Origin of the sequence: Maridesulfovibrio ferrireducens (genome assembly GCF_016342405.1) — a bacterium.
In the GTDB taxonomy this organism is placed as follows: domain Bacteria; phylum Desulfobacterota; class Desulfovibrionia; order Desulfovibrionales; family Desulfovibrionaceae; genus Maridesulfovibrio; species Maridesulfovibrio ferrireducens_A.
Genome location: NZ_JAEINN010000014.1, coordinates 111,876 through 128,962, shown reverse-complemented (window position 1 = coordinate 128,962; position 17,087 = coordinate 111,876). Strand labels below are relative to the sequence as shown.

Sequence of the window (17,087 nt, the reverse complement as noted above, 5' to 3'; positions counted from 1 at the left end):
TGATCTACCTCATTGGGGCACCGATCCGGGACTTATTATGGAATGACTGAATTCCACACGGAACGTCGAGGAACCTAGTTCTATAGTAGTCCGGGAGAGTTTATAGATATACTCGCATTGGAGATCTGGATATTGGGTTTACTGTCCCAAAGGTTAAGAGTGCCAACAAAGATAAGGTTTACCTTTATGCTGATCAGGTCAGGAAGGTTATAGCTATTGAAGGTCGTATTTTCGGCACTACATGGATTGAGTTACGATAGGAGCTTTTATGCAGATTTATATATCAAAAGACCTGACCTTGGTCGGCACTCCTGCTGACTTGGTGGGTAAGGTCAAAGAATCTTTGACTCTGATGAATCCTGAGTATGTCAACGCCTTGAAGTACGGGCGCAATGCTAGGCGTATTGCGAAGTATATAAAGATGTTTTCAGGAGACCGTAAGGGGCGGCTGCATTGTCCGCGCGGTTATGGGCTTGAACTGCACCAGCTTATTAAAGCCGCAGGTGAAGAAATTATATATGAAGACAACAGGCGGGAACTTGAGCCTGTGGACTTTGTCTTTAAAGGAGAACTGAGACCCTATCAGTCACAAGCATTACAATCTTTTTGCGGGTTTTCACAAGGTATTCTGGAAGCAGGAACCGGTGCAGGGAAAACAGTTATGGCATTGGCTTTGATTGTTGAGCGCAAGCAACCTTGCCTTGTACTTGTTCATACCAAGGAATTATTATTACAATGGGTGGAAAGAGGGCGTCAGTTCCTGGGGATAGAGCCCGGACAAGTCGGTAATGGGAAGTTTGACATTCAGCCCTTTACCGTGGCCACTATCCAGACTGCCCGTAATCGTTTGGATAAATTGATCCCGGCATTCGGTCATATTGTGGTTGATGAGTGCCACCGGGCACCGGCCAGTACTTTTCAAGAAGTAGTCACCAGCTTTGATGCAAAATTTTTAACCGGACTCTCCGCCACGCCGTACCGAAATGACGGGCTTGACCGAATAATAAATTTGACTCTTGGAAATGTGGTTCACCGGGTTAACCCTGATTTGCTTCGGGATACCGGGGCCATACTCAAGCCGGAAATACTTACCGTGAATACAGCCTTTTCTTTTGCGGGGGACCCTTCAAACGAATATCCTCTTATGATGACTGCCCTTGCCGAGGACTGGAATCGCAATAAGCTTATAGCTACGCTTGTGGAGGAAGAAGTTGATCATGATAATGGAACTTTGCTGCTCGTTGCAGACAGGACCGCGCATCTTTTTTCTCTGGCTGGTATCCTTGAGGAGCAGGGTATAAAGGTGGCCGTATTGACTGGAAAGACTCCGACAAAGGAGCGCTGTACAATTGTTGAGGATCTCAACGCAGGAAAGATCAAAGTTCTGGCAAGCACTGCTTCTTTGATAGGTGAGGGTTTTGATTGCTCTGGTTTATCGACTCTTTTTCTTTGCTCTCCTATTAAATCAAAGGGAAGGCTTGTGCAAATTATCGGTAGGATTCTAAGACCTGCTGATGGCAAAAGGCCTCGTCTTTATGACTTCATTGATGGCAAAGTCGGAGTGTTGGAGTATAGTGCTGGACTCCGGCAAAAGATTTATGAAGAAATGGCGTAGTTGTCTTTTGTGGATCATATAATATTTACCCCGCCCCCGTAGAAGTTGGAAGTCATCTACGAGGACGGGGATGCTGCCAGATTCAATAGCAGCATTGCTGATTACTACAAGAAGTAGTTAACAGCTACGAGGCCCATGATTGACATGGTAATGGTGTACGGTAAGGCCAGAAGCACCATCCGGCCGTATGACAGTCGTATGACAGGTGCTAAGGCTGAGGTCAGCAGGAACAGGAATGCTGCTTGACCGTTTGGAGTAGCAACACTTGGGATATTGGTTCCAGTGTTGATTGCTACTGCGAGTTTATCCAGATTTTTCATTATATCGAGTGCTTGAGTTGCTGCTGCTTGTGGCAAGCCTGCAACAACGTCAGCTCTTGCAAAGTGTGGATCGGTGAGTTTGTCCATCAGAGCTTGTCCGGTCATTCCTATGTTAGGTATGGCTCCGAGCAGGTTGACGAAATGAATTTTTGTTTCAGATATGTATACTGTCGCAACAAATACATTATCAGAAATAGCTGAAAGCAATCCGTTGGCAATGTAATATGCTACAAGCTGGCTTTGTCCGTGTAAGCTGAGGACATAATTGATGATAGGGTGGAAAAGGCCTTGGTCGTGGATTACAGCGACAACGGAGAAGAATACTACGAGAAGAGCTGTAAATGGTAATGCTTCTTCAAAGGCTTTACCTAAGTGATGTTCTTCAATGATGCCGTTCATGGATGTTAGCAAAATAATTACTGACAGTCCGACGATACCGACAGCGGCAAGATGCAAGGCCAGCGCAACGACGAGCCAGATGCCTGCCATGGCTTGAACAATTAATCTTACTTTACCTTTTGTTCCTTGTTTTTCTTCCATTTGAATTGCCGTTTCAAGCAAATGTGAACGAATATTTCCCGGTAATTTAGCACCGTATGTGAACAGATGAAAATATTCTACTGTGACGCAAGTCAGCAATCCCGTTACTAATACAGGCATTGATACAGGCATCATTTTGAGGAAAAATTCTACAAAGTGCCAGCCCATTTCGCCGCCGATGAGTAGATTCTGTGGTTCCCCTACAAGTGTGCAAACCCCGCCGAGAGCTGTACCCACAGCGCCATGCATCATAAGATTGCGTAAGAATGCTCTGAATTCCTGCAAGTCTTCACGGTTTTTGGCAGCGGCTTTGTCACAGCAGAGGTCATGATCGCAATGCAGTGTTTTGCCTGAAGCAAATCTATGGTAAATGTTATAAAATCCATAAGCTACTGCGATAATTACGGCCGTAACTGTAAGGGCATCAAGGAATGCAGATAAGACTGCGCCAGCCAGACAGAACAGAACGGATATAGTGATTTTTGACTGAACTCTCACAAGAATGCGAGTGAAGGTGAATTGTAGAAAGTCCTTCATGAAATAAATTCCTGCGACCATGAAAATCAGCAGCAGTATTACTTCAAAATTTTTGAGAGCTTCATGATAAATAGTTTCGGTTGAAGTCATACCTAAAAAGACAGCTTCAAATGCGAGTAGTCCACCGGCAGGCAGAGGATAGCATTTCAGTGCCATAGCCAGTGTGAAAATGAATTCTGCAATAAGTGCCCAGCCGGCTACAAAAGGCCCTGCTGTAAACATAAGGCACGGGTTGAGAACTAAAAAAAGTAAAATAATTATCTTGTACCATTTGGGAGCAGCACCAAGAAAGTTGCTACCAAATGCCTGCATAATTGAAGGCTGCATTAAATTCTCCTTTTTATGTGTCGTCTTTATTTTTTCACGCAAAAACGCCAAGGAGAAATTTTCTCCTTGGCGTTTAATCCGGTCAACTTAGTAAAGAAGCATTAAAGCCGAGATCATAACCACCATATAAACAACGGTCATTCCCGCTCCTGCGCGGACATAATCAATTGTTTTGTAACCACCGGGGCGCATTATCAGTGCGTTAACCTGATGAGTCGGTAGGATAAAAGTATTTGAAGCAGCGACAGCAACTGTTAAAGCGGCAATTCGCGGATCAACTCCGGCGCTGAGGGCCATGTTCATTGATAGTGGAACCAGTAGGACTGTTGCACCTACATTGGAGGCCACTAAAGTGAAAAATGAAGTCAGAATTCCTATCGCAGTTAGCAGAACCAAAGGGGTTGGATGTCCAAGTGCCACCATGAGGGCATCTGCAATGTATTTTGCCGCTCCGGTATTTTCAAAGGCCATTCCTAAAGGAATAAGTCCACCGAGCAGGAAGACCGTCATCCAGTCTACCGATTGGTATGCTTCATCAATACTGAGCACTTTTGTCAAAACCATTCCAAGTGCTCCAGCGAGCAGGGATATGGAAAGCTGAACATGAAAACCTAAAGCAAGTGTAAGAGCAACTAACAGCCACATTACAGCAATTTTAGCTTTTTCAGTGCGGAGCACTTCGCCTTTTACTTCTTCAGTGAAGACAAAGTCCGGTCTGTCTTTCAGCAGATGGAACATTTCCCAGCGACCATGCAGTAGTAATGCATCGCCTGATTCAATTTTTATGCTGGTAAGTCCACTGACAAATAACTTTTCTCCGCGAAATATGGCTAAAGGAGAAACTTTAAAGCGGTCACGTATGCGCAATTCTGACAAAGTCTGTCCGACAAGTTCAGAACGCGGCGTAACAATCCCTTCCATAATTCCGGCATTGTTGGGGGAGAGTTCTTCTGCGAAGGATGTTAGTTCCGACTGCATCGCCCACCCAAAATCTTCCGCCATACTTTCAACGAATTCCTGCGGTCCTACCACTGCTAAATGATCACCGGGCTGGATACCTTCCAGAGCGTCGGGAGCGAATAGATGTGATGTTCCTTTATTTCTGGCAATTGCGACTACTGTTGAGAAATAAATCGGGCGCAGTTCAAGAGCCATCAGGTTATTTTCATTTGTCCATGTTTCAGGAACGTGCAATTCAAATAATGAGCCGATTCCACCGTAAGTGTTGGTGAGAAGGGTGGACATCGGTCCTGAAATTTCGTCGACATTTTTATTTGGCAGTATGAAACGTCCGAAAAGGATGAAATAAGCAAGGGCGGCGGCAATTAATAGAAGGCCAATCGGAGTAACTCCGAATAAACCGAACGGTTCATAGTGCTTTCCGCCGACGACCATAAGGTCATTTAGCAGAATCAGAGGACTGGAACCGACAAGAGTCAAACATCCGCCGATAATAGCGCAGAATCCCATGGGCATAAGCAAACGCCCGACAGGGACGCCTGTCTGATTCCCAATACGCTTAGCAGCCGGCATAAACAGCGCCGCAGCGCCGATGTTCTGCATAAATCCTGAAATGACGGCAACAGTTCCGGATATCATTGTCATAATCCGCATTTCGCTTTTTCCGGCAAAACGCAATATGAGCCGCGCCATAGTGTTCATGACGCCGGTTTTATCCAAACCGGCGCCGATTATAATTACAGCAATTATAGAAACAACGGCGTTACTGCTTAAACCGCTGATAGCCTGTTTTGGTGTAACAAGCCCAAGCAACGGTAGCATTACCATCATTATGATACCTACAACATCGACTCTGACCCATTCAAAGACGAACAGCAGGACGGCGAAAGCGAGTACGCCCATAACTAAAAGAATCTCGGGAGTCATAAATATACCTTTATTTCACTCGCAGCATTGCATGCGTGTATACAGGAATAGCCTGTTTTGTGGATTTCGTTGTGACGACATCTTCCATGACATAACGGAACTCATTGTCTGCACAATGCAGTTCTGCGACGACTGAATCTTCAGCTCCTTTTTTGACGATATGTGCAAAGAGGAGGCCTGCTTCTGTGGCTTTAGCGGAGAAGCTGGCAATGTTGTCTTCAGATTCTGAACGGAAATTATTAAAGTTTGAGCCGTGCTCATCAAGATTAAGAGCAACTAAACTACTTTTGGTTTTCGCTGCCATCTCGACAGCATAGCTCACTACATTCCCGGAGAATGCAGATCCTTTACTTACGACAAGAATTTTGCATCCCGGACGGGTAGATTCAGAGAGAGTATTGACGATTTGATCATTTTCAACTTGTGCGGCGGTGGAGTTCTGGTGTTTGGTGCGGAAACGGTTCAAAAATGTTTTCAAGAAAAATCTCCTTTCTTTATTATCACTTGATGACTGTTCACGATTGATGGCCCATGTTCCTACACTACAGGTGTTGCATTGGTTATTGACCGTTGTTTTGTAGTGTCTATCTAAGAAACACTTTACATTCTGTACTGTAGCCATGTTGCCTCCCCATTGTTCGTTCATTGATTCACCTCTCTTAACTATCAAAAGTCATGCCAAGTGAATTTTGCTATGTAATGCACTGTAATAATAGAGTATTTAATTAAATAGCATTGATTGCCCACTCGCGCATGTTGCGATTTGCAATAGGTCTTCGGGGCTTATGTAAGGGAATCCCTTATAGGGTCTGTTCCCTCTTGAAATTGCATGTGTTGCTTTTTGCAATACTAGTGCATTTATTCACAAGTGCGAATTAACTGACTGGTAATCTTTTTTGTCTTAAAAATATGAACCGAATGTAAAATCTAAAGAAAAAGTGTACTTTTAAATTAATAATTGGTTTTAATACCAATTGTTTATGCTTTATTTTTTGATATTAATTTATAGCTATTTAGATTTTGTCTCAGTTGTTTCATAATGCAACGTTAACAACACAAGTGATTAATGTTACTTATAAAAAGTGGACTGTTAGTGAGCTTTTTTATATAATTTTGACATTCAAAGGGCATTTTGCAGCAGTATTTTTTAAGGTAGGAGAAATTAGAATATGAAGTGGTTTCGTAAAAAAACAGATGAAGGATCACAGCCTGAATCTAAAGGTTCCGGCGGACAAAAAGTGCATGATATTCTGAAAGATCCTTTTGCGGAAGATTTGCGTGTGCGCATTGAATCTGCTTCTTTGCCGAACCACATACTGGATGTAACCCATGATGAGTGTGAAAGATTAATCAAGACAGATAAATCTTCGCCCGAATTTGCTCTTGGGCACAATTATATTGAATTTATTCTGTCCTTGCCTTGGAATGTTACTACTAAAGATGATCTTGACCTGACACGCGCAAAAGATCTTTTAGATGCGCGTCATTACGGGCTTAATCCGGTCAAAGAACGTATCTTGGAATTTTTGGCGGTTAAGAGCCTGCACAGTCGCCAACAGGCTAAAATCTTACTGGCTGACGATGAAGTCATTGCCCGTGAAAATCTTTCCATAATTTTTGAACAGGAAGGATTTGCTGTAACGTCCGTAGCTAACGGCATTGAAGCCATTGAGGCGATGGAACGTGATCCCGCTGATATTTTGGTGACCGATTTGAAGATGGAAGGGATGGACGGCCTTCAGCTTCTTCAAGAAGTTCGCCGCCGCTGGCCCGACACCGGTGTTATTATGCTTACAGGATACGCTACAGTTAAGACGGCTGTTACCGCTATGTTGAAGGGGGCGGATCAGTATCTCGGCAAACCTGTGAATCTGACGAAATTGCGTGATTATGTGATGGAGCTGCTTAATAAAAATCAGCGTATTCAGAGTCTTCGCGGCCCTGTTCTTTGTTTCACCGGCCCTCCCGGCACAGGGAAAACTTCTATCGGCAGGGCCATAGCCGAGGCGATGGGCCGCAAATTTTTTCGTCTGTCACTGGCTGGTCTGCGGGATGAAGCAGAACTGAGGGGACATCGACGTACATACGTTGGAGCAATGGCAGGAAGAATTTTGCAGGGAATTCAGAAGTCCGGTGTACGTAATCCCGTTATTATGCTGGATGAGATGGATAAGGTTATTCAGGATTTTCAGGGTGACGCAACTGCCGTGTTACTGGAAATGCTTGATCCTGAACAGAATGCTTCTTTTGTGGATAATTATCTGGGGCTTCCTTTTGATCTTTCAGGTGTTCTTTTTATTGCCACTGCAAATATCGTCGAACGTCTTCCTGCTCCGCTTCGTGATAGAATGGAAGAGATCGAGTTTTCAAGTTATACATTAAGTGAAAAACAGCAAATTTCCACTCGTTTTTTGATCCCTTCACAGCTGAGTCAACATGGATTGAATCCAAAAGATTTTAATTTGCTACCCGAAGCTGTGCGAAGTTTAGTAATTGATTATACTCGTGAGGCCGGCCTTCGAGGTTTGGAAAAACAGATAGCTTCGCTTTGTCGCAAATTGGCGCGAAAGACGCTGGCAGGTGGAGAAGATTCAGATATAGTCACGGTTGAAGCTGGGGATATCCCTGACATTATGGGGCCGCCACCTCATTTTACGACTACAGCAAAGTCTTCACCTAAGGTTGGACTGGCTACTGGGCTGGTCTGGACAGAGAACGGAGGAGAAATTTTATTTGTTGAAGCTGCGAGAATGCAGGGAAACAAACAATTGATTCTTACGGGATCGCTGGGTGAAGTTTTGCGGGAATCTGCGCAAACAGCTTTAAGTTTTCTTCGCAGTAATGCTGAAAAGTTCAGTCTTGCACCGGACTTTTTCGAATCGTCAGATATTCACGTTCATATTCCGGCCGGAGCGGTGACCAAAGAAGGCCCGTCAGCGGGAATAACCATAACTATTGCTATTCTGTCGATGCTTACGGGCCGTGCTGTCCGGCAGGATGTTGCTTTCAGTGGAGAAATTTCTCTGCTTGGAGAAATTCTGCCTGTCGGAGGGGTACGGGAAAAGGTAATGGCTGCGGGCCGTGCCGGTATCAAGACTGTCGTTCTGCCGGAAAAATGTGATTACGCAGTGCGTAGTATCGAGCCTGAAGTTCTTGAAAATATAGAAGTACGGCTTGTCAGTAGATTGGAAGAAGTTGTGGATTTGGCACTTCTTTAAGTTTTTATCTTAATCTAGATCGTACCGTTTTATCTTTCTCCAGAGTGAAACTCTGTCTATACCGAGAATTTTAGCTGCTTGAGTTTTGTTACCGCCCGTTGCCAGCATAACTTTTTCAATGTGGCGATGTTCCATTTCTTCGAGGGTTTGCAGCGGATTTTCAATCGGGGTATTGCGTACGTCATAAGGCAATAGGTCGGGAGTAAAAACCGTTCCTTTGGCAAGAGCCAGTGCCCGTTGTGCAATGTTTTCCAATTCACGCACGTTCCCCGGAAATGAGTGATTCATGAGGATATCCAGAGTTTCCTGAGAAATCGTAGTAATTGTCTGTTCCGGAGATCTATGTTGCTCCAGAAAATGCCCTACAAGCACCGGAATATCTTCCCTGTGTTCTCTGAGAGGAGGAGCGGAAAGAGTTACTACGTTCAGGCGGTAAAATAAGTCCTGACGAAAAGTTCCTTTTTCAACATTTTCTTTGAGATCGCAGTTTGTTGCGGCGATAATTCGAATATTAACAGGGATTTCCTGTGTTCCGCCCACGCGTAGGAAAGTTCTTTCCTGAAGGACGCGCAGCAGTTTTACCTGCATATTTAGCGGCAGTTCGCTCATTTCATCAAAAAAGACAGTTCCGCCGTCAGCAACTTCAAGGATTCCTTTTTGTCCGCGCTGTGCTCCTGTAAAGGCTTCCCGTTCATGTCCGAACAATTCTTTATCCATCAGTTCCGCAGTGAAAGTTCCGCAGTTGATAGCCATAAATCGCTCATTTGACCTGTTACTGAGCATGTGGATGCCCCGCGCAATGAGTTCTTTACCTGTTCCTGTTTCACCTTGAATGAGAACATTGCAGTTCATGTTGGCGAGTTGCTGCACGGTCTTTTTCAGCCGAAGTATAGATTCACTCTGTCCAACCAAGGGGAAATCCTGTTTACCCTGAGCAATAACCTGTCTGAGGCGCAATACTTCTACAGACAGGGCACGCTGTTCAAGGGCTTTGCGCACCTGCATGCGGAGTTCATCAAGATTGAACGGCTTGGCAATGTATGAATGAGCACCTTTCTGCATAGCGACAACCGCAGTTGATACGGTGGCATGTCCCGTGATTACGATTACCTCAGTGGTAGGCTGCATTTCTTTGATGTGTTCAAGAATTTCAATGCCGTTCATTCCCGGCATCATCAGATCAGTCAGGACCAGCTCGTATTCATTTTTTTCCAATTGTTGCAGTGCGGCTATGCCTGTTTCAACTGCAACCGCATTATAACCTTCCTGCGAAAGAACAAGTACAAGGTTCTCCCGTGCTATAAGTTCATCGTCGATGATGAGAATATTGGCATGACTGATCATATGATTCCATCCGTAGCCAAAGGAAGGCGGATAAAGAAATTGGTGCCTCTACCAGGTGTGCTTTCAGCACTGATGCGGCCCAGATGTTTTTCAATAATACCGTACACTATATAGAGCCCGAGGCCGGTGCCCTGTCCTACTTCTTTGGTTGAGAAAAATGGGTCGAAAATGCGCTCAAGTGTTTCGGTATCTATTCCTGTTCCGGAGTCTTTTACAGTGATCAACGCATTTTCATTGTGAATTGTGGCGCTGATAAGGATAGATCCCGCTTCCGGTTCGATGGCTTGAACGGCATTGATAATAAGGTTGATGAATGCCTCCTGCAATCTTTGCCGATCGGCTTGCAGTAAAATTTTGCCGGAGATATCTGTTTTTATTGAAATGTCGGACGGAACCTGACTGGATACAAGACGTACGGCTGAATGAACTATCGCATCAAGAAGAGTCGGGGCCGGTGAATATTCCCGTTCACGGGAGAACTCAAGCAGTCCCTTAACAATGTCCCGTGCTCTTAAAGTCTCCTGCTCTATGTTGTGCATCATTTTGTCAGCAAGTTTATCGCTTTCACGTTTGTTTTCCATTAGAATCTGGCATGAGGTGGAGATGTTATTCAGCGGATTGTTTAACTGGTGAGCTATGCCCGAAGCGAGTGTACCTATGGAAGAAAGTTTTTGAGCCTGCACCAGCTGTAATCTTCGTTTCGATAATTGTTCAACCATTGAATTCAGAGCAACAAATACCTGTTGAATTTCATCGTGGGAGTTTTTGATAGGGAGCGCTACAAAAGTACCGAGGGATATGCGCTTGGTTGCTTCCTGTACCAGCCGCAACGGGCGGAGAATGTTTGAGCTGACAAACATAACCAGAATGGAAACAACGACTGCTATTGCCACTATTGAAATTGCCAGGTTGGTGCGTAAGTTTCTGTTAATATTCAGAATATTTTCACGTTCAAAGCGGGCTATAGCGCGGGAATGTTCCACAATAGCCTGACCGGATTCACGGAGAAGGTTAGGGTCGCTATCAAGTTTGTATGTTTTGCTGAAATCAACTTCGGGAGCAATTTTTACGAGTAACTCTCGGTAGTGATTTAAACCATTTTTTAGTGAGGAACCATGTTGCCTGACCTCAGGCTGGGTAAACTCCTCCATGAGTGATTGCAATAGAGTTTCGGCTTGCTCTATGTATTCGATTCCCTGCGAAAAAACAGTCGGATCGTGATAGAGAAACAGGTTCTTCTCTGTCCGCCGGATTTCGAGGATCAGATTACTGAGGTCGTCAACTCGTTCAACAAGCAGAACTTCGCGTTCCAGATGAATAGTGTTTGAATACGAGAGTATTCCGATACATCCGAAACAGATGGAGAATATGATTATACCGATTACTATCTTTTGCCGGATATTTAATTTGAACATGAGGTTTATTATATAGATATTTTATTAAATTTATTCGTTTTAGGCAGGTTTATGAACTAAAATTGTTGAAGTTAACTTACGACCTGTTTTCTAAAAAGGCAATTGGACTTAATATAAGTACTTAACAAGGCGTCTGATTGTTTTTCAGCAAATCCTGCACACAGTCGATTCTCGCCTGTTTATTATCTGTCATCATTATATAGGTGCAGTTCCAGCATTCGTTAGTGATACATTTTAGTTGTGGCGGGGTATCAATGGTTGTGCTCAGGTTATCCGTTTGACCGATGTATAAAGGATGCACTTCAAAACCGGCCAGATGTCCGCGTGGATGGGTGTAGGCCAGTATAAAGACTCCACCGGCTGTCGGCAGAGCGGAACTTTTCATTTTAATTTCAAAGCAATATTCGGTTCCTGATTCGCCTTTAAACGACCATTCTTTTTTACGGAACATGCGGACCCTTTCGTGATGATTCAATAGGTTAATAATCTTTAATAACTTAAAATTACACTCTATCTAAAGAATGTCTAGGTTGGGGGAGGCAGGTTCCCGAAAGTAGGTTTTCAAAAAAAACGCCCGATCCGGCGTTAGCTGGACGGGCGGTTAATTATTTGTATCAATCTGTTATTAATTTACTTTTTTGTATGCTTTAGCTGCCGCACCACAGATTGGACATTTCTCTGTCGCTTCGCCGTCCTGAGTGTGTCCACAAACTGAGCAGATGTAGAATTCAGCATCTGCAAAAGTGTCGCCATCTGCTTCGAGGGCTGCTGTGTAGAGTTCGGCATGCACTTTTTCAGCTTCGTTGGCGAACCCGAAGTAACGAAGAACAGCTTTTTCGCCTTCAGCTTCAGCTTCTTTAATCATCTGTGGGTACATGGATTCGAATTCAAAGGTTTCGCCTTCGATGGCGCCTTTAAGGTTTTCTTCGGTTGTTCCGATTCCTTTCATCAAACGAAGATGTGCATGAGCATGGATTGTTTCAGCGGCAGCAGCTGCTCGGAAAAGTTTAGCCACACCGGGTTTGCCTTCAGCTTCAGCTTTTTCAGCAAAAGCAAGATATTTACGGTTAGCCTGAGATTCTCCGGCAAATGCGTCCTGTAGATTTTTAAGAGTTTTAGTCATTGTATTTCTCCTTTATGTTTATTTACTAAATATAACTTGAAATTCCATTATTTCATGTTGTTTTGATCTTCTTAGTAATCATTACTAATATTTAAAGCAAGTAAAAAGATAAATATTTTTATTGGAAAGATGGATTAATTATTTAAGTTTGCTCCTTAAAAACATGTTCGAAGACTGTACCTGATTTATATAATATGCTTTAGTGTTCAAAATGAGGAAGTGGGCAGGTGGATTGGTATATTTCATTAAATTCAGGAGCTTTTGTTTATGGCGAAATCTAAGAAAATGACCGTCTTCACGTTAAGCATGATGACAGTGGCTGCAGTAGTAAGTCTGCGAGGGTTGCCTATGATGGCAAAAGAAGGGCTCTCAATGATTTTCTATATTCTTTTTGCCACGGTAATGTTCTTGATTCCCGCTTCTCTGGTTGCAGCCGAACTTGGCGGCGCATTCAGTGAAAAGGGCGGTGGTGTGTACACTTGGATCAAGGAAGCTTTTGGTTCCCGGTGGGGCTTTACGGCAATCTGGCTGCAATGGATTCAGAATGTTGTCTGGTATCCTACTGTGCTTGCTTTTGCAGCCAGTGCGCTGGCATATTTATTTATGGACCCGGCTTTGGCTGACAACGGAGTGTATACCGGAATTGTTATTCTCGTCTGTTATTGGGCGGCGACATTCGTAACGATGGCCGGAGCAGACGTTGCAAGTTCTGTTACTAAATATGGAGTTTTACTCGGAACACTGCTTCCGGGGTTGTTCATAATAGTACTGGGAGCGATTTGGGTTTTGCAAGGCAACCCCATTCAGTTTCTTGAACCTAGCGCCGCAACCATCGCAGTGGAAAAATTGGCGGATCAAGCTCCGCATGTCCGGTTTTTCCCGCATATTACCGGTTTAGGAAGTGTGGCTTTTTTAGCGGGAATTGTTCTGCTTTTTGCGGGGGTGGAAGTGCAGGCTGTTCATGCTGTTGATCTTGAAAATCCGGCCAAGCAATTTCCTGAAAGCATGTTTCTGGCCGCAGCCGTTATTTTCGGATTGTTTATTTTGGGATCTCTGGCTGTAGCAACAGTAATCCCTGTGTCGGAAATCAGTCTTACGGCTGGCTTGATGCAGGCATTTAAGCAATTGCTTGATGCTTTTCATATCGGGTTTCTTACTCCGGTAATAGGATTATTGGCGGCTTTCGGGGCGATCGGCGGCGTTATGTCATGGCTCGGCGGTCCAAGTCGCGGTCTTTTGCACACAGCTAGGCAAGGTGAAATTCCGCCATTCATGGCTAAAGTGAACAAGAATGGCATTCAGGTAAATATTCTCATGATTCAAGCGGTGATTGTCAGTGTACTGGCTTCGCTTTATTTTATTATGGACAATGTAAGCGTCGCATTTTTCGTGCTTTCGGCTATCACTGTGACCTTGTACTTAGTCATGTACATTCTCATGTATGCGGCAGCCATTAAGTTACGCATCACCCGTCCTGACCTGCCGCGTTCCTACAAAGTTCCCGGCGGAACACTCGGCATGTGCTTGTTGGCTGGAATGGGCTTGATCGGAGTTAGCTTTGCACTGCTTGTCGGCTTCTTCCCTCCCACCAACCTGCCGGTTGGTAATCCTACTCTTTATGTTTGTCTGGTTGCTGCCGGAATGATCGTGTTCATCGGGTTGCCGATGATTATTCATGCAATGAAAAAACCAGAGTGGAAGCAGGATTCTGATAATTAGACCATTAAAAAAGGAGATATAATAGTATGGCACTACATGATAAAAATTCAGTCAGGGGAAAGTTGTTGGATGATGTTTACGCTTCCACCGATCTATCGGTTCGCATGCCCAAATATAAGTTTCCAGCCGAAGAGCATGATCCCCGTCACGCATATCAGGTTGTTCATGATGAATTGATGCTGGACGGTAATTCCCGTCAGAATATGGCTACATTCTGCCAGACATGGGTGGACCCTGAGATGCACAGGCTCATGGATGAGTGTGTGGATAAAAACATGATCGACAAGGATGAATATCCGCAGACAGCTGAACTTGAAGCTCGCTGTGTGCATATGCTTGCCGATCTCTGGAATTCGCCGGATGCGGTTAATACCTTGGGTTGTTCGACCACCGGTTCCAGTGAAGCTGCCATGCTCGGTGCCATGGCTTTGAAATGGCGCTGGCGTGATAAAATGAAAAAAGAGGGCAAGCCTACAGACAGGCCCAATCTTATATGTGGTCCGGTTCAGATTTGCTGGCATAAGTTCGCCCGCTATTGGGATGTTGAATTACGTGAAATTCCCATGGAAAAAGATCGGTTGATCATGACTCCGGAAGAAGTCATCAAGCGGTGTGATGAAAATACTATCGGCGTTGTTCCTACTCTCGGAGTGACGTTCACTTGTCAATATGAACCCGTCAAAGCGGTCTGTGATGCATTGGATAAATTGCAAGCTGAAACCGGACTGGATATTCCGGTTCATGTTGACGGCGCAAGCGGCGGCTTTCTGGCTCCTTTCGTAGAGCCGGAATTGGAATGGGATTTCCGTTTGCCGCGCGTTAAATCTATAAACGCTTCAGGTCATAAGTTCGGACTGGCTCCACTTGGTGTGGGGTGGGTTATCTGGCGCGACAAATCAGATCTTCCCGAAGATTTGATTTTCCGTGTTAATTATCTGGGCGGCGACATTCCGACATTTGCGCTGAATTTTTCACGCCCGGGCGGTCAGATTGTAGCGCAATATTACAATTTCCTGCGCCTCGGCAGAGAAGGGTACCGCAAGATTCATCAGGCTTGCTATGACACGGCGCAAGCCATTGCTGCGAAAATTGGAGAGATGGGGCCGTTTGAAATTATATATGACGGCAAGGGCGGTATCCCGGCTCTCAGCTGGACGTTGAAGCCGGGAGTGGATCACGGTTTTTCACTTTACGATCTGTCCGATCGTCTGCGCAGTCGTGGCTGGCAGGTTCCGGCGTATTCCATGCCTGCCCATCGTGAGGATCTGGTCATCATGCGCATGTTGGTGCGTCACGGTGTAAGCCTTGATCTCGGCGAGTTGTTACTGACTGACATGCAGCGCTGTCTGGATTTCCTGAAAAAGAATCCCATGACCGCTCCATTGTCTGAGGAAGATGCCGGCGGATTCAGCCACTCCAAGTAATTCAGTCTTTTTAAAATAAATGTCCCCTGTCTGATTTAGTATCAGGCAGGGGACATTTATTAGATATTCGCGTGATATAATAAACAAAATCTTCCACAGGAAGGTCCAATTTATGACTTTGGAATTATTAGCATTTATAGCATTATTTTTCCATTTTTTAGGTTTTTTCAGCGCAATAAAAGCTATTATGGAATCCCGTACTCCGCAGGGTTCTGTTGCATGGGCGCTTGGGCTTGTCGCTATTCCTTATCTGGCTTTGCCTGCTTACTGGATATTCGGGCGGAATAAATTTCACGGGTTTGTTAAATTGCTGCGGGCCAATCATGCGCGTAGCAGTGATGCTGTTCAAAAATATACTCAGGTGCTCAGAGGACGGAACTTATTAATGTTTCCGGATCAACGGACTGCATTGTCAATTGAGAAAATTGCAAAACTTCCATTTACGTCCGGCAATAATGTCGACCTTTTGATAGACGGCAGGCAGACATTTGATTCAATTTTTGCTGGAATTGCGCGGGCTGAGAAATATATACTCGTGCAATTTTATATAGTTAAGGCTGACGGCTTGGGAAATGAACTTAAAGACAGATTGATCAGCAAGGCTCGCGAAGGTGTGGAAGTTTGTTTTCTTTATGATGAAATAGGCAGTCTCGGGCTTGTTGATGAATATCTTGCGGAGCTTAATGCTGCGGGAGTTAAGATTTATGCTTTTAATACAACTAAAGGGCGGGCCAATCGATTTCAATTGAATTTTAGAAATCACCGGAAAATTGTAGTTGTTGACGGAGTTGAAGCGTGGGTAGGCGGGCATAATGTCGGCGATGAGTATCTTGGTCAAAGTGCAGGGCTGCGACATTGGCGTGATACGCATATTCGAATTGCCGGGCCGGCGGCTCAGTCGGTTCAAGTTTCATTTTACGAAGACTGGTATTGGGCAAGTAATGAATTACTTGAACTGGAATGGAACCCCGTAGCTGCTGAAGGTGGACGAAATGTGGGCGCGTTGGCACTGCCCTCAGGTCCTGAGGATACTTTCGAGGCGTGTACTCTGTTTTTTATGGAATGTATTCAGAGCGCCAGAGAGCGGCTGTGGATAGTCAGTCCTTATTTTGTTCCTGATGAGCAGTTTATTACAGCATTACATCTGGCTGTTTTACGCGGCGTGGATGTGCGGATATTGATACCGCGGAAGACTGACAATCTGTTGGTGACATATACTCATTGGGCTTATGTTGAGCAGTTGTTGCAGATCGGTGCAAAGGTTTATTGGTATGACAAAGGTTTTTTGCATCAAAAGGTTGTACTTATTGATGAAGGATACGCAACAGTGGGAACTGCGAACTTTGATAACCGCTCATTCCGGCTTAATTTTGAGATTACGATGGTTATTGCCAATGAAGATTTTAATAGCGAAGTGGCCAGTATGCTTGAAAATGATTTCAGCAACAGTGTGCAGGTGACCGATAAGGATATAATAAAAAAAAGTTTTCTGTTCAATTTATTTGTTAGAGTCGCGCAACTGACTGCACCAATTCAATGAGGGCGTTTTCTTTTATGTGAAAAAAAGAACTTAATTATCTTGAGTCTTGTGAAAACCCTAGGTAGTGTTACAAAAAGG

12 protein-coding genes are annotated in these 17,087 nt (G+C 44.5%); 5 read left to right on the top strand and 7 right to left on the bottom strand.

Annotated features, from left to right (window positions below; all coding sequences use genetic code 11):
• The first annotated feature begins 268 nt into the window (after positions 1 to 268).
• Positions 269 to 1,615 (top strand): DEAD/DEAH box helicase, encoded by a 1,347-nt coding sequence (locus JEY82_RS15120; RefSeq protein WP_304087123.1) that lies wholly within the window; start codon positions 269 to 271, stop codon positions 1,613 to 1,615.
• 104 nt (positions 1,616 to 1,719) lie between these two features.
• On the opposite strand, the gene nhaB is transcribed toward JEY82_RS15120, so the two are convergent.
• From nhaB to JEY82_RS15105, 3 genes are all read right to left on the bottom strand, one after another.
• Positions 1,720 to 3,339: a sodium/proton antiporter NhaB gene (nhaB, locus tag JEY82_RS15115; RefSeq protein WP_304087120.1), complete on the bottom strand. Its 1,620-nt coding sequence runs from the start codon at positions 3,337 to 3,339 to the stop codon at positions 1,720 to 1,722.
• A gap of 87 nt (positions 3,340 to 3,426) precedes the next feature.
• Positions 3,427 to 5,226, bottom strand: a complete 1,800-nt coding sequence (locus JEY82_RS15110) for an SLC13 family permease (protein ID WP_304087117.1) — start codon at positions 5,224 to 5,226, stop codon at positions 3,427 to 3,429.
• Between the two features lie 10 nt (positions 5,227 to 5,236).
• A complete protein-coding gene (locus JEY82_RS15105; protein ID WP_304087114.1) occupies positions 5,237 to 5,872 on the bottom strand; it encodes a hypothetical protein in 636 nt (211 codons plus the stop codon).
• 523 nt (positions 5,873 to 6,395) lie between these two features.
• Between JEY82_RS15105 and JEY82_RS15100 the strand changes: the two genes are divergently transcribed.
• Positions 6,396 to 8,444 (top strand): S16 family serine protease, encoded by a 2,049-nt coding sequence (locus tag JEY82_RS15100; RefSeq protein WP_304087111.1) that lies wholly within the window; start codon positions 6,396 to 6,398, stop codon positions 8,442 to 8,444.
• Positions 8,445 to 8,453: 9 nt separating this feature from the next.
• On the opposite strand, the gene JEY82_RS15095 is transcribed toward JEY82_RS15100, so the two are convergent.
• From JEY82_RS15095 to JEY82_RS15080, 4 genes are all read right to left on the bottom strand, one after another.
• The gene (locus JEY82_RS15095) at positions 8,454 to 9,788 is read right to left on the bottom strand and encodes a sigma-54 dependent transcriptional regulator (protein WP_304087108.1); all 1,335 of its coding nucleotides are present in this window, start codon (positions 9,786 to 9,788) and stop codon (positions 8,454 to 8,456) included.
• Positions 9,785 to 11,203, bottom strand: a complete 1,419-nt coding sequence (locus JEY82_RS15090; RefSeq protein ID WP_304087105.1) for a sensor histidine kinase — start codon at positions 11,201 to 11,203, stop codon at positions 9,785 to 9,787. The genes JEY82_RS15095 and JEY82_RS15090 overlap by 4 nt, the downstream gene beginning before the upstream one ends.
• Positions 11,204 to 11,324: 121 nt before the next feature.
• Positions 11,325 to 11,654, bottom strand: coding sequence for a hypothetical protein (locus tag JEY82_RS15085; protein WP_304087102.1), 330 nt, complete (start codon positions 11,652 to 11,654; stop codon positions 11,325 to 11,327).
• Between the two features lie 174 nt (positions 11,655 to 11,828).
• Complete coding sequence (locus JEY82_RS15080) at positions 11,829 to 12,326, bottom strand: rubrerythrin family protein (RefSeq protein ID WP_304087099.1); 498 nt, start codon at positions 12,324 to 12,326, stop codon at positions 11,829 to 11,831.
• A 267-nt stretch (positions 12,327 to 12,593) separates the two neighbouring features.
• Here JEY82_RS15080 and JEY82_RS15075 point away from each other — a divergent pair, with 267 nt between their 5' ends.
• The 3 genes from JEY82_RS15075 to cls all read left to right on the top strand — a co-directional run bounded on the left by JEY82_RS15075 (position 12,594) and on the right by cls (position 17,009).
• A complete protein-coding gene (locus tag JEY82_RS15075; protein ID WP_304087096.1) occupies positions 12,594 to 14,045 on the top strand; it encodes an amino acid permease in 1,452 nt (483 codons plus the stop codon).
• A gap of 26 nt (positions 14,046 to 14,071) precedes the next feature.
• Positions 14,072 to 15,469 (top strand): glutamate decarboxylase, encoded by a 1,398-nt coding sequence (locus tag JEY82_RS15070; protein WP_304087093.1) that lies wholly within the window; start codon positions 14,072 to 14,074, stop codon positions 15,467 to 15,469.
• 112 nt (positions 15,470 to 15,581) lie between these two features.
• Positions 15,582 to 17,009, top strand: coding sequence for a cardiolipin synthase (cls, locus tag JEY82_RS15065; protein ID WP_304087090.1), 1,428 nt, complete (start codon positions 15,582 to 15,584; stop codon positions 17,007 to 17,009).
• Positions 17,010 to 17,087: the final 78 nt, after the last annotated feature.

Bases quoted from the DNA above. Each gene is read 5' to 3' on its own strand.
- JEY82_RS15120 (WP_304087123.1), top strand. From the start codon at position 269: ATGCAGATTTATATATCAAAAGACCTGACCTTGGTCGGCACTCCTGCT.
- nhaB (WP_304087120.1), bottom strand. From the start codon at position 3,339: ATGCAGCCTTCAATTATGCAGGCATTTGGTAGCAACTTTCTTGGTGCT.
- JEY82_RS15110 (WP_304087117.1), bottom strand. From the start codon at position 5,226: ATGACTCCCGAGATTCTTTTAGTTATGGGCGTACTCGCTTTCGCCGTC.
- JEY82_RS15105 (WP_304087114.1), bottom strand. From the start codon at position 5,872: ATGAACGAACAATGGGGAGGCAACATGGCTACAGTACAGAATGTAAAG.
- JEY82_RS15100 (WP_304087111.1), top strand. From the start codon at position 6,396: ATGAAGTGGTTTCGTAAAAAAACAGATGAAGGATCACAGCCTGAATCT.
- JEY82_RS15095 (WP_304087108.1), bottom strand. From the start codon at position 9,788: ATGATCAGTCATGCCAATATTCTCATCATCGACGATGAACTTATAGCA.
- JEY82_RS15090 (WP_304087105.1), bottom strand. From the start codon at position 11,203: ATGTTCAAATTAAATATCCGGCAAAAGATAGTAATCGGTATAATCATA.
- JEY82_RS15085 (WP_304087102.1), bottom strand. From the start codon at position 11,654: ATGTTCCGTAAAAAAGAATGGTCGTTTAAAGGCGAATCAGGAACCGAA.
- JEY82_RS15080 (WP_304087099.1), bottom strand. From the start codon at position 12,326: ATGACTAAAACTCTTAAAAATCTACAGGACGCATTTGCCGGAGAATCT.
- JEY82_RS15075 (WP_304087096.1), top strand. From the start codon at position 12,594: ATGGCGAAATCTAAGAAAATGACCGTCTTCACGTTAAGCATGATGACA.
- JEY82_RS15070 (WP_304087093.1), top strand. From the start codon at position 14,072: ATGGCACTACATGATAAAAATTCAGTCAGGGGAAAGTTGTTGGATGAT.
- cls (WP_304087090.1), top strand. From the start codon at position 15,582: ATGACTTTGGAATTATTAGCATTTATAGCATTATTTTTCCATTTTTTA.